Source organism: Ectothiorhodosinus mongolicus (assembly GCF_022406875.1).
Lineage (GTDB): Bacteria > Pseudomonadota > Gammaproteobacteria > Ectothiorhodospirales > Ectothiorhodospiraceae > Ectothiorhodospira > Ectothiorhodospira mongolica.
Genome location: NZ_CP023018.1, coordinates 60,603 through 72,525, shown reverse-complemented (window position 1 = coordinate 72,525; position 11,923 = coordinate 60,603). Strand labels below are relative to the sequence as shown.

Below are 11,923 nucleotides of genomic sequence, written 5' to 3'. Positions count from 1 at the left end.
GCTGTTGCAAGCATAAAGGGCTGGCTCATGGATTTATCGACGCTCACGGCGGTCTCGCCGGTGGATGGACGTTATGCCGACAAGACCGCGGCGCTGCGGCCGATTTTTAGCGAGTACGGGCTGATTCGCCATCGCGTTCAGGTGGAAATCGCTTGGCTGAAATCTTTGGCCGCCGAACCCAAGGTGACCGAAGTGCCGGCCTTTGATGCCGCCACCCTCACCGTCTTGGATGAGATCATCACCAGCTTTTCCGAAGCAGACGCGCGGCGCGTGAAAAACATTGAGCGCACCACCAATCACGATGTCAAAGCGGTGGAGTATTTCCTCAAGGAGCGTGTGGAACAACACCCCCAGCTAGCCGCCGCCAGTGAGTTTTTGCATTTCGCCTGTACCTCAGAGGACATCAATAACCTGTCTTACGCACTGATGCTGCGGGAGGCGCGCAGTCAGGTGCTGCTGCCGATGTTGGATGCCCTGATCGAACAATTGCGCTCCCTGGCGCATGCGCAAGCCGATCAGCCCATGCTCTCGCGCACCCATGGCCAACCCGCCTCACCCACGACGCTGGGCAAAGAAATGGCCAATGTGGTGCATCGCCTGCGCGCGGTGCGCAACGAAGTGGCGGATGTGGTGCTTTTGGGCAAGATCAACGGCGCTGTCGGCAATTACAACGCCCACCTTAGCGCTTATCCAGATATCGACTGGGAAGCCCATGCGAAAGAGTTTATCGAGGGTCTGGGGCTGTCGATGAACCCCTACACCATCCAAATCGAGCCACATGACTATATGGCCTCGTTATTTCATGCACTGGCGCGGTTTAACACCATCCTCATCGATTTATCGCGCGACATCTGGGGCTATATCTCACTGGGTTACTTCAAACAAAAGGTTGTGGCCGGCGAAGTCGGCTCCTCGACCATGCCGCATAAAGTCAATCCCATTGATTTTGAGAATGCTGAGGGAAATTTGGGTCTGGCCAACGCCGTGCTCACGCATCTGGCCGAAAAACTGCCCATCTCGCGTTGGCAGCGTGATCTGACCGACTCCACCGTGCTGCGTAACATCGGCATGGGCTTTGCCTGGTCTGTGATCGCCTACCAAGCGTTAGACAAGGGCATTGGCAAGCTAGAGGTCGACAGTGCGCGCCTGCTCGCGGATTTAGATGCCAACTGGGAAGTCTTGGCTGAACCCATCCAAACCGTGATGCGCCGCTATGGCGTGGAAAAGCCCTACGAGAAGCTCAAGGACTTAACGCGCGGCCAGTGCATTGATCAGCAGCGGCTCGAGGCCTTTATCGACACTTTGGAGATCCCCGAGACTGCCAAGGCCGAACTCAAGCGCCTCACCCCAGCAAACTATCTGGGCAACGCTGCCGCCCAAGCCCGCCGCATCTAGCGAGTATGGGTCAGTGCGTGATGAATGACTTCGGTGCCGGCTCCTGGCTGGTGCCCTTGTTCGCTTAAGTGACGTCGCCACTGCCGAGCGCCCGGTTGGCCAGCAAAAAGGCCCAGCAATGGCTTGATCAGCGTGGGCAGCCGAACCCCGTGTGACAATTGGCTCTCCACGTAATCACAATAATGCAGCACGCAGGCCCGAATATCGGTATCAGCCTCTGTTGATCCATAGAACAGGCGATCGACACGGGCCAAAAGCCCAGGCTGCTGATAGGCGGCGCGGCCAAGCATCACACCATCCACATATTCAAGCTGTGCCATAGCTGATTCAAGATCAGTAAAACCGCCATTGATGATCACCGATAAATCCGGGAATTCCGTCGCCAAACGGTGAACGCGCGGGTAATCCAAGGGCGGCACCTTGCGGTTTTCTTTTGGGCTTAGCCCTGACAGCCAAGCTTTGCGCGCATGCACGATTAAAGTATCCATCCCGGCTTGCACCACGCGCCCAACAAAGTCGCGTAAATACGCATAACTGTCGTGCGCATCGATACCAATGCGGCATTTCACCGTCACCGGTAAATCCACCGCCGCCTTCATCGCCGCCACCGCCTGCGCGACAGTCTCAGGTTCGGCCATCAAACAGGCACCAAAGCGCCCGCTGCTGACCCGATCCGAAGGACAGCCCACATTGAGATTGATTTCGTCATAACCCCACTGCTCGCCCAGGCGCGCACATTGCGCCAAATCAGCCGCATCTGAACCACCCAATTGCAAGGCCACTGGCGTCTCTTCGGGGTTGAACCGCAAAAAGCGGTCTTTGTCACCGTGCAAGATAGCCCCCGTGGTCACCATTTCCGTATACAGATAGGCATGCCGACTCAGCAGACGGGCCAAATAGCGGTAGTGCCGATCGGTCCAGTCCATCATCGGCGCCACACAAAACGTATGGATTGGTTTCTCATCATTGAATGACATGGCGCGCATGGTAAATGGCTTTAGATGCAATCGCCACTGAGGCTCGCATGATGGATTACACTGTGCCGCATGTCTGAAGGGGTCTCACAGTATTCGGGTCGGCGCGTGGTCTTGGTCGGCGCCAGCGGGTTTATAGGTCAAGCCTTAGCGCAAGCATTGGGCGATGAGTTCGATGTGGTCGCGCTAACGCGTTCGCCGGCTTTGGCGGCAGCGGCGCCTTTGGGCGATAAGGTGCAGTGGCAGCATTGTGATCTCTATGATCTAGAAGCGCTCACTCAGGCCTTAAGCGGCTTTGATACGGCCGTCTATTTGGTGCACTCCTTGCGCCCCTCTTCGCGCCTCACCCAGGCAGAGCCGCGGGATATGGATCTGGTGCTGGCTGATAATTTTGCGCGCGCGGCCAAGGCCAGTGGGCTAGGCCAGATCGTCTACCTCAGTAGCCTGATGCCCCGCAGCTTTCGTATTTCTTCCTTATTGTGGAGTCATCGAGAGGTGGAGTTGGCGCTGCAATCTCAAGGCACACCGCTGACGGTTTTGCGTGCCGGGCTCGTGGTTGGACCGGGTGGCACCGCTACACGCCTGATGGTCGAGCTGGTGCGCCGTTTAGGGTATTTGTACCTGCCGCCCAGCGCGCGTTCTGTCACCTATCCCATTGCTTTACGCGATCTCATTCGCGCTTTACGTGTGGTGCTGCAACAGCCTCAGCACTGGCGCGGCAGCTATGATCTGACGGGGCCCGATAAACTGAGTTTTGAGCAGTTACTCAGGATTACCGCGACGCGTTTGGGCCTGAAACGCCGGTTTGTGCGGGTTCCATGGCTGCCCGAGCGTTTTATGGCTTGGAGTATTCGCTGGATAACCGGCGCACCCATCGCGCTGGCCGGCCAAGTGATTGGCAGCCTTCCTGCTGACGCGGATTTACAGCCCAATGCGTTGCAAGATCGAATTGCAGAGGGCCTGTTGGGGTTTGATGCCGCATTGGAAGAAGCGCTGGATGGCACAACGCGACGCGTCAAACCCGGGCCGCGCCAAGCGTTTGAGCCGCAATTAAAATCAGGCCTGCGTCAGGCGAGCCTTGTGCGCTCTATTCAACGGATCATTTTGCCGCCGGGCATGGATTCTGCTTGGGTGGCGCGTAATTACTGGGATTGGTTGGGCAGTTGTTGCGGCGGACTGGTTAAAACCCAATGGGACAGCGATCATTGCGTGGAGATTGGTCTTCGCTTTCCACAACTCACGCTGCTAAAACTGTGTTTGGATACTCAGCTCAGCACAGCCGAGCGGCAGATTTACCGAGTCAAAGGGGGGCTCTTGGCTGGCAAAGGTTCGGGATTGCCTCGCTTTGAATTTCATTGCGTGCTTGAGGGCCGCTATACCATGGCCGCTATCCACGATTTTGCGCCTCGGTTGCCCTGGTATGTTTATATTTGGACCCAAGCCATTGCCCACCTATGGGTCATGCGCCGCTATCAAAGCCATCTGGCGCGCTTGGCGCGGTGAGCAGCGCCCTTCCCTTAGCCAGCCTCATTGCCTATAATGCCGAGCTTTCGGGGCGTAGCGCAGCCTGGTAGCGCACCTGCATGGGGTGCAGGTGGTCGGAGGTTCAAATCCTCTCGCCCCGACCAAACAACCTCCCAGCCAACATCACTCCAGCCTCAAGCGGACGCATACTTCCGCTTCGAGGTCTTTGTTTTAGCGCTTGAGGGTGTGGAGGATTTCTTCCAGCTCGAGGCGCATTTGCCGGATGATTTGCAGGCTTTGGGTGACGTCTTCTTTGGCCTCATCGCCGGAAAGCTTCTGGCGGGCGCCACCGATGGTGTAACCCTGCTCATAGAGCAGACTGCGGATTTGGCGGATTAATAAGACGTCATGGCGCTGATAATAGCGACGGTTGCCCCGTCGCTTAACGGGCTTCAGTGTCGGAAATTCCTGCTCCCAGTAACGCAAGACATGCGGCTTGACCGCGCACAGCTCGCTGACCTCGCCAATGGTGAAGTAGCGCTTTCCCGGAATGACCGGGAGTTCACTGTTATTTGCCATTTCCAGCATAGGTTTCCACTCTTGCCTTGAGCTTTTGCCCAGGTCGGAAGGTCACCACACGGCGAGCCGTGATGGGGATTTCTTCGCCGGTTTTGGGATTGCGGCCGGGCCGCTGGTTTTTGTCACGCAGCGTGAAATTGCCAAAGCCCGAGAGTTTGACCCACTCACCATCCTCGAGGGCGGTGCGCACTTCTTCAAAGAATAGCTCAACGAGCTCTTTGGCTTCGCGCTTGTTCAGGCCCAACTCCTCATAGAGGTGTTCAGCCATTTCGGCCTTGGTCAATGCCATAACATTAAACCCTAAGGGTCACACCCAAGTCTTGTTGCAAATTTGACACAATCGTATGGATCATGGCGTCCACTTCTTCGTCCGTAAGGGTGGATGATAAGTCCTGTAAAATCAAGCCCAAAGCGACACTTTTTCGACCATCGGGTACGCCTTTCCCAGTGTAAAGGTCAAAAATATGCACCTGCTTTAAAAGGGTATGCTCATTTTTGTGTATACATTCCAACATTTTCGCCACCGGCACTTCAGCATCTACTAATAGTGCTAAGTCGCGCCGGATCGCAGGAAAACGACTTAACACTGAATAAGCCGGCAAGCTTCCTAGCCGAATGGCTTCTAAGTCCAACTCAAACAATAACACGCCTGAGGGCAGATCTAGCTCACGCTCCAGTAGCGGATTTAAGCTGCCGCAATGGCCGACGCATGCCCCATTAAGAAAAATGGCCGCACTTTGAGCCGGATGCAAAGCTGGATGCTCAGAAGCCCGCCACTCCGCACGCTCATCTAGGCCCGATAATGCCAATAGGGTTTCCACATCGCCCTTGATATCGAAGAAGTCAGCAGCTCGCGGGGCCGAGTCCCAATGCAGCGGATAAAGCGGTCCGTAAATCAAACCAGCAATGCGCATCTCCTGTTTTAATTCATCACCTTGTGGCACAAAACTAAGGCCAGTTTCAAATAAACGGATGCGCTCTTGTTGGCGGTTGAGGTTGTGTCGCGCTGCCTGAATCAGACCCGGCCAAAGACTCAGGCGCATCACCCCCAAGTCAGCGGAGATGGGATTGGCCAGCGCTAAGGCATTGGCGCCAGGCTCAAGTTGATTCTGCAGTTCGGCATCTACAAAGCTAAAACAAATGGCTTCGAGATAACCCCTATCCGCTAAGGCATGTCTCAGTCGGCTGAGACTCAAGCGCTGCTCTTCAGGCCGTGGCATCTGTACAGACTGTTGCGGCATGATCGAGGGCAGTTGCTCATAGCCCTCTACCCGACCCAGCTCCTCAATAAGATCCACCTCAATGGCCAGATCAAAGCGATAGCTGGGGACAGCGACCTGCCAAATGGGGTCAGACCCCAATTTGGGGTCTGCCCCCATTTTTATTTGGCAGCCGAGGCGCTGCAGGATGTCTTGCATGCGCTCTGCGCTGAGGTCGATGCCCAGCAGGCGCTTCACCTGCGCTGGCCGGAAATGAATCGTGTTGCCGGCGCCGGGCACGTCATCGAGTTGATGACACTGAGTTGGGCCCGGTACACCGCCAACAATCTCTAAGAATAAAGCTGTAGCACGCTCTAGAGCGCGCATGGGCAGCTCGAGATCAACACCACGCTCGAAGCGATGCGAGGATTCCGTATGCAGGCCATGGACGCGGGCGCGACCGGCAATGGCCATGGGAGAAAAATGCGCGGACTCCAAGAAAATGTCTTGGGTTTGGGTATCAACGCCGCTGATCTGTCCGCCCATGACACCCGCCAATGCCAGCACCTGTTGATCATCGGCAATCACCAAATCCTCAGGGCTGAGTTCGGCCTCGGATTCGTCCAACAGGGTGAGTTTTTCCCCGGCTTTGGCCTGACGCACGTGGATTTGACCAGAAAGCCGCGCCAGATCAAAAGCATGCATCGGTTGCCCCAGCTCCAGCATCACATAATTGGTGACATCCACCAAAGGCCCCAGGCTACGAATGCCTGCGCGCCGCAGACGCTCCTGCATCCAAAGCGGGGTAGCCGTTTGGCCATTGACACCCTTGATCACCCGACCCACATACACGGGACAGGCAGACGCTGCTTCCAGGCTTACGGGAAAAGTTGCGTCACTGGCGGCAGTCACCGGCTCACAGGATACCGGATGCAGATCTTTACCCGTCAGAGTCGCCACTTCTCTTGCGATACCCGCTATCGACAAACAATCGGCACGATTAGGCGTCAGGTCGATTTCTAATACCTGATCATCGAGCGATAAATAGGCGCGCAAGTCCTTGCCCACCGGCGCATCGGCTGGCAGGGCCATCAGACCGATATGATCTTCAGACAGACCCAACTCACGAGCGGAGCACAACATGCCATTAGAAGGCGCACCGCGCAGTTTAATGGGTTTAATTTTAAAGTCATTGGGCAACACCGAGCCCACCGGAGCAAAAGGTGCGCGCATCCCCTCATGCACATTGGGCGCACCACAAACCACAGCCTTAGGCTCGGCGGTTCCGTCATTGACCAAACAAATGCGCAATTTATCGGCATTGGGATGGGCTTGAACCGATAAAACTTCTCCCACAACGATGCCGCTAAAGCCACCGGCAACGGGTTCAATGGCATCCAGCTCCAAACCCGCCATGGTCAGTTTATGCCCCAGAGTGACAGCATCTAAACCGTGATCCACCCACTCATTCAGCCAGGCCATACTGATTTTCATGCGATGATTTCCTTTGCGCCGAAATTAAGCGAACTGGCGCAAAAAGCGCACATCATTATCAAAAAACAGGCGCAGATCATTCACGCCATAGCGCAGCATGGCCATGCGCTCCACGCCCAAACCAAAGGCAAAGCCGGTGTAGCGCTCAGTATCGATACCAACGTGTTCGAACACTTTGGGATGCACCATGCCGCAGCCCATGACTTCCAGCCAGCCGGTGTGCTTACAAACGCGGCAGCCCTCCCCGGAACAATGCACGCATTGGATATCTACCTCAGCACTGGGCTCAGTGAATGGGAAATACGAGGGCCGGAAGCGGGTTTTGAGATTGTCTTGTTCAAAAAAGGCGCGCAGAAATTGGTCGAGTACGCCGCGCAAATGCGCAAAGTTCACGCCTTCATCGACCATCAAACCCTCCACTTGATGAAACATCGGGCTGTGGGTTAAATCCGAATCACAGCGATAAACCCGTCCCGGGGCGATAATGCGCAGTGGCGGTTGCTGAGATTGCATCACCCTCACCTGCACCGGCGAGGTATGTGTGCGCAACAGTCGATGGGCGTCGAAATAAAAGGTGTCATGCATGGCGCGTGCCGGATGATGCGCAGGAATATTTAACGCCTCAAAGTTATGGTAATCGTCTTCAACTTCCGGGCCTTCGGCCACCACAAACCCCAAAGGCTCAAGGAGTTGCACAATACGATCGATGGTGCGTGTCACTGGATGCAGGCCGCCCGGTGATTGGCGTCGACCCGGCAAAGTAATATCGACTTTTTCGGCACTCAGGCGTGCAGCCTGCTCGACCGCTTGGAGCGAATCGCGCTTAGTATCGAGTGCCTGGACAATCAGATTTTTGGCTTCATTAATGGTTTGCCCAGCTTGACGCCGATGCTCGGCGGGCAATTGGCCCAAGGTCTTAAGCTGTTCAGTGATCAGGCCTTTCTTGCCGAGGAAATGCACGCGTAGCTCGTCCAGACGAACCAGATTATCGGCTTGTTTGACCGCCGCCAAAGCGGCTTCAGTAATTTTTGAGAGGGATTCCACAAAGCGCCTTTTTATTTTCAAGCCTGACAATAAAAAAGGGGAAGGCAAAAACCGTCCCCTTTTTCACCATAATCTACCTGTCGGCAGACCTCAGAGCGCGGCTTTTGCCTTTTCCGCAATGCGGCCGAAGGCAGCGATATCATGTACCGCCAGATCAGCCAGCACTTTGCGATCAATCTCCACGCCGGCTTTATTCAAACCGTCGATGAGGCGACTGTAGGACAGCTCAAATTGACGCGCCGCAGCATTGATACGGGCAATCCACAGGGCGCGGAACTGGCGCTTGCGCTGACGACGGTCGCGGTATGCGTACTGGCCAGCCTTAGTGACGGCCTGAGTGGCAACGCGATAAACATTTTTACGGGCGCCGTAATAGCCTTTGGCTTTTTTCAGCACCTTCTTGTGACGGGCGTGCGCGGTGACGCCTCTTTTAACTCTTGGCATGGTCGTAATCTCCTGAGAATGGCTTAGCTATTGGGCAGCATCTGGCGTACGGCTGCGACGTCCGAATCATGGACGTGGCTGGCGCCGCGCAAATGGCGCTTACGCTTGGTGCTCTTCTTCGTCAGGATATGACGACGATGCGACTGGTTGCGCTTAAACGCTCCCGAGCCGGTCTTGGTGAAGCGCTTAGCAGCGCCTCGATTGGTCTTCAGCTTCGGCATCTTTGGACTCCTATTATGAAAGACATGAAGGTGTACCGTTTACCCGCACGTCCGAAATAAACTGCTTATTTTTTCTTGGCTCCTAGCACCATCACCATTTGCCGCCCTTCCAACTTGGGCCTTTGTTCAACAGCCGCCAATTCTTCTAAGTCGGCCTCGATACGATCCAAGAGTTGCATTCCCAGCTCTTGGTGAGCCATTTCACGACCGCGAAAACGAATCGTGACCTTGCATTTGTCACCGTTTTCCAAAAATTTCTGCAGATTGCGAAGTTTGACGTTGTAATCGCCAATGTCCGTACCCGGTCGAAACTTAACCTCTTTAACCTGCACTTGTTTCTGATTTTTGCGCGCCGCTTGAGATTTCTTACTCTGCTCAAAGCGGAACTTACCAAAGTCCATCACCCGACAAACCGGCGGCTCCGCGGTTGGCACGATTTCCACCAAATCCAGTTCCGCCTCCTCAGCCACTTTCAAAGCGTCCGGAGTGCTGACTACACCGAGGTTTTCGCCATCGGCACCGATTAAGCGAACCTTGGGAACCAGGATCTGCTCATTAAGGCGGGTTTCTTTTCCAGCGCTGATACTTCAATCCTCCAAAATAGTTTGACCGCGTGACGCGACCTCTTTCGCAAGCACCTCAGCCAGCGCCTCTAACGGCATGCTACCCAAGTCCTTGCCTTCTCGCGTACGCACCGCCACGGCCCCGGATTCCATCTCTCGATCACCGACCACCAATAGATACGGTACGCGCTGCAAAGTATGCTCGCGGATTTTAAAGCCGATCTTCTCGTTTCTCAAGTCGCTTGCCACACGAAAACCGCGATTTTTCAGGCTTTTTTCAATTTCTTGAGCGTAATCGTCCTGTCGATCGGTAATGGTCAGCACCATTGCTTGGGTAGGCGCCAGCCAAAGCGGGAAGTAACCCGCGTAATGCTCGATCAACACACCGAAGAATCGTTCTACCGAGCCCAGCAAAGCGCGATGGATCATGATAGGCCGGCGCCGGCTGTTGTCATCACCCACATATTCCATATCAAAGCGCTCAGGCAGATTGAAATCCAGCTGCACCGTGGAGCACTGCCACTGCCGACCAATCGCATCACGAATCTTAATATCAATCTTGGGGCCGTAAAAAGCACCGCCGCCCTCATCGACCTCATAGTCCAGGCCCTTACGTGCCAAAGCCGCTCGCAACGCAGCGGTCGACTGCTCCCAAATCGCATCGGAGCCCACGGCTTTTTCAGGCCGTGTAGAAAGATTGATATCGAACTCTTTGAAATCAAATGCTTTTAACACATCCAGTGTGAGATCAAGAATGCGCAGAATCTCATCCTCAATTTGGTCCTCGCGACAGAAGATATGGGCATCATCTTGGGTAAAGCCACGCACCCGCATTAAGCCATGCAAAGCGCCGGACATCTCGCGGCGATAGACCGTCCCCATTTCGGCCCAACGCAGCGGTAGATCGCGATAAGAGCGCAACCGATCCTTGTAGATCAGCACGTGGAACGGGCAATTCATAGGTTTGAGCTGAAAGGACTGATGGTCATCCTGCATGGGCTCATACATGGACTCGGCGTAAAAGTCGGCATGGCCTGAGGTTTTCCATAAATCCAAATTGGCGATGTGCGGCGTCACCAAAAACTCATAACCCGCTTTCTCGTGCATCTCAAACCAATACGATTCAATAGCGCGGCGAATACGCGCACCATTGGGATGCCAAAACACCAGGCCGCCACCGGCATCTTCTTGCACGGAGAATAAATTCAGTTCCTGACCGATGCGGCGATGATCACGGCGCTCGGCTTCCGCTAAACGGTGCAGATACTCTTCCAGCTGCTGCTTGTTAGGCCAGGCGGTGCCATAGATGCGCTGTAGCATCTCGTTATTCGAATCACCGCGCCAATACGCCCCGGCAACTTTGGTCAGCTTAAACGCTTTGAGGCGACCGGTGCTCGGGACATGCGGCCCCCGACATAAATCGGTGAAATCACCTTGCGTGTATAAAGACAGTTCCTGATCCTCGGGTATATCGGCGATGATTTCGGCTTTGTAGTCCTCACCCAGATTTTGGAAGTAGGCAATGGCCTCAGCACGCGGCATCACCGAACGCTCTAGGGGATAGTCGGCTTTGGCCAATTCCCGCATGCGCGCCTCGATCTTCTCCAGATCTTCCGGATCAAAGGCCCGCTCATAGGCAAAATCGTAGTAAAAGCCATTGTCGATCACCGGTCCGATGGTGACCTGTGCCCCGGGATACAGCTGTTTGACGGCTTGCGCCATCAAATGCGCGGTGGAATGCCGAATCATGGCAACGCCGTCTTCATCACGATCGGTGACGATAGCGATCTCTGCATCCTCACCGACCACATAAGAGGTATCGACCAAGCGACCATCAACTCTGCCGCCAATGGCAGCCTTCGCTAGTCCTGCGCCAATGTCTGCGGCGATGGCTGCGATCGACAAAGGGGCGTCAAAATGCCGCTGGCTGGCATCGGGAAGGGTTATGGTGGGCATTAACAGCTCTCCTGCGCCGGCCGCTACAAAGGGTCGTGCGCGTTAAATGAATTAAGCCTCGCAACTCTAACACAAACGGGGTCAGACCCCAACAGAAAGCAACTTCAAATGGGGTCAGACCCCATTTTTTGACCCCGTTAGGGCTTGGCGTGCTAGCGACTTAGCAGTATGTCCATCGAGATCTTCTTCGACGATACGCTGCAAGGTATACACCATGGCCAACACGGATTCGCCGTAGGGAATCCCATCAATCAGCACACTGGCGGGATATTTACGGCAGGCCTCACGCACCTCAATCTCACGAGCATCAACCGGGACATAGACAGCTTGAGGCGGCGGCGGTGCTTGCCTGCCATTGGCACTGGCTTGGGGGGATTCGCTCTGCGTGGCGCCCTCCTTCTGCGCCAGGAAGTCTGGGTCACTAAAGCCCTCCTCGATGACGCGCTCCATGATCTCCAGTCGCTCTGCATCACTGTACATCGACCAGGCGCCAATCTCTGCTTCCGTGCGGCCACAGCCGATACATACCTCGGCATGGGCGTCGATCTGACAGACTTTAATGCAGGGACTTAACATAGAACGACAACTCT

Annotated in this window: 12 protein-coding genes and 1 tRNA gene; 3 read left to right on the top strand and 10 right to left on the bottom strand. The window is 55.2% G+C overall.

What is annotated here, in order from left to right:
* Positions 1–27 precede the first annotated feature (27 nt).
* Entirely contained in the window at positions 28–1,395 is a 1,368-nt protein-coding gene (purB, locus tag CKX93_RS00160; protein ID WP_076754195.1) for an adenylosuccinate lyase, read from the top strand.
* Here the strand turns inward: purB and dusA are convergent.
* A complete protein-coding gene (gene dusA / locus CKX93_RS00155; protein WP_200799798.1) occupies positions 1,392–2,372 on the bottom strand; it encodes a tRNA dihydrouridine(20/20a) synthase DusA in 981 nt (326 codons plus the stop codon). The genes purB and dusA overlap by 4 nt on opposite strands.
* A gap of 69 nt (positions 2,373–2,441) precedes the next feature.
* On the opposite strand from dusA, the gene CKX93_RS00150 reads away from it, so the two are divergent.
* Both CKX93_RS00150 and CKX93_RS00145 read left to right on the top strand, forming a co-directional pair.
* Complete coding sequence (locus CKX93_RS00150; protein ID WP_076754191.1) at positions 2,442–3,872, top strand: NAD(P)H-binding protein; 1,431 nt, start codon at positions 2,442–2,444, stop codon at positions 3,870–3,872.
* A gap of 48 nt (positions 3,873–3,920) precedes the next feature.
* A tRNA-Pro gene (locus CKX93_RS00145) sits at positions 3,921–3,997 on the top strand.
* Positions 3,998–4,064: 67 nt separating this feature from the next.
* Here the strand turns inward: CKX93_RS00145 and CKX93_RS00140 are convergent.
* The 9 genes from CKX93_RS00140 to CKX93_RS00100 all read right to left on the bottom strand — a co-directional run bounded on the left by CKX93_RS00140 (position 4,065) and on the right by CKX93_RS00100 (position 11,909).
* Complete coding sequence (locus CKX93_RS00140; RefSeq protein WP_076754190.1) at positions 4,065–4,421, bottom strand: MerR family transcriptional regulator; 357 nt, start codon at positions 4,419–4,421, stop codon at positions 4,065–4,067.
* Positions 4,402–4,701, bottom strand: coding sequence for an integration host factor subunit alpha (gene ihfA / locus CKX93_RS00135; RefSeq protein ID WP_076754188.1), 300 nt, complete (start codon positions 4,699–4,701; stop codon positions 4,402–4,404). Before ihfA ends, CKX93_RS00140 begins: the two co-directional genes overlap by 20 nt.
* 4 nt (positions 4,702–4,705) lie before the next feature.
* The gene (gene pheT / locus CKX93_RS00130; RefSeq protein ID WP_076754186.1) at positions 4,706–7,105 is read right to left on the bottom strand and encodes a phenylalanine--tRNA ligase subunit beta; all 2,400 of its coding nucleotides are present in this window, start codon (positions 7,103–7,105) and stop codon (positions 4,706–4,708) included.
* A 24-nt stretch (positions 7,106–7,129) separates the two neighbouring features.
* Positions 7,130–8,131 carry a phenylalanine--tRNA ligase subunit alpha gene (pheS, locus tag CKX93_RS00125; RefSeq protein ID WP_234982788.1) on the bottom strand — a complete coding sequence of 334 codons (1,002 nt, stop codon included), beginning with the start codon at positions 8,129–8,131 and terminating at the stop codon, positions 7,130–7,132.
* A gap of 108 nt (positions 8,132–8,239) precedes the next feature.
* Positions 8,240–8,593, bottom strand: coding sequence for a 50S ribosomal protein L20 (rplT, locus tag CKX93_RS00120; RefSeq protein ID WP_076754185.1), 354 nt, complete (start codon positions 8,591–8,593; stop codon positions 8,240–8,242).
* 23 nt (positions 8,594–8,616) lie between these two features.
* Entirely contained in the window at positions 8,617–8,814 is a 198-nt protein-coding gene (gene rpmI, locus CKX93_RS00115) for a 50S ribosomal protein L35 (protein WP_076754183.1), read from the bottom strand.
* A 65-nt stretch (positions 8,815–8,879) separates the two neighbouring features.
* Positions 8,880–9,398, bottom strand: a complete 519-nt coding sequence (infC, locus tag CKX93_RS00110; protein WP_076754181.1) for a translation initiation factor IF-3 — start codon at positions 9,396–9,398, stop codon at positions 8,880–8,882.
* A gap of 3 nt (positions 9,399–9,401) precedes the next feature.
* The gene (gene thrS, locus CKX93_RS00105; protein WP_076754179.1) at positions 9,402–11,333 is read right to left on the bottom strand and encodes a threonine--tRNA ligase; all 1,932 of its coding nucleotides are present in this window, start codon (positions 11,331–11,333) and stop codon (positions 9,402–9,404) included.
* Between the two features lie 114 nt (positions 11,334–11,447).
* On the bottom strand, positions 11,448–11,909 hold the full coding sequence (locus CKX93_RS00100; protein WP_076754178.1) for a DUF1289 domain-containing protein: 462 nt from the start codon (positions 11,907–11,909) through the stop codon (positions 11,448–11,450).
* Between the last annotated feature and the right edge of the window lie 14 nt (positions 11,910–11,923).

Excerpts from the sequence above, each read along its gene's own strand:
- purB (WP_076754195.1), top strand. The coding sequence starts at position 28 with ATGGATTTATCGACGCTCACGGCGGTCTCGCCGGTGGATGGACGTTAT.
- dusA (WP_200799798.1), bottom strand. The coding sequence starts at position 2,372 with ATGTCATTCAATGATGAGAAACCAATCCATACGTTTTGTGTGGCGCCG.
- CKX93_RS00150 (WP_076754191.1), top strand. The coding sequence starts at position 2,442 with ATGTCTGAAGGGGTCTCACAGTATTCGGGTCGGCGCGTGGTCTTGGTC.
- CKX93_RS00140 (WP_076754190.1), bottom strand. The coding sequence starts at position 4,421 with ATGCTGGAAATGGCAAATAACAGTGAACTCCCGGTCATTCCGGGAAAG.
- ihfA (WP_076754188.1), bottom strand. The coding sequence starts at position 4,701 with ATGGCATTGACCAAGGCCGAAATGGCTGAACACCTCTATGAGGAGTTG.
- pheT (WP_076754186.1), bottom strand. The coding sequence starts at position 7,105 with ATGAAAATCAGTATGGCCTGGCTGAATGAGTGGGTGGATCACGGTTTA.
- rplT (WP_076754185.1), bottom strand. The coding sequence starts at position 8,593 with ATGCCAAGAGTTAAAAGAGGCGTCACCGCGCACGCCCGTCACAAGAAG.
- rpmI (WP_076754183.1), bottom strand. The coding sequence starts at position 8,814 with ATGCCGAAGCTGAAGACCAATCGAGGCGCTGCTAAGCGCTTCACCAAG.
- thrS (WP_076754179.1), bottom strand. The coding sequence starts at position 11,333 with ATGCCCACCATAACCCTTCCCGATGCCAGCCAGCGGCATTTTGACGCC.
- CKX93_RS00100 (WP_076754178.1), bottom strand. The coding sequence starts at position 11,909 with ATGTTAAGTCCCTGCATTAAAGTCTGTCAGATCGACGCCCATGCCGAG.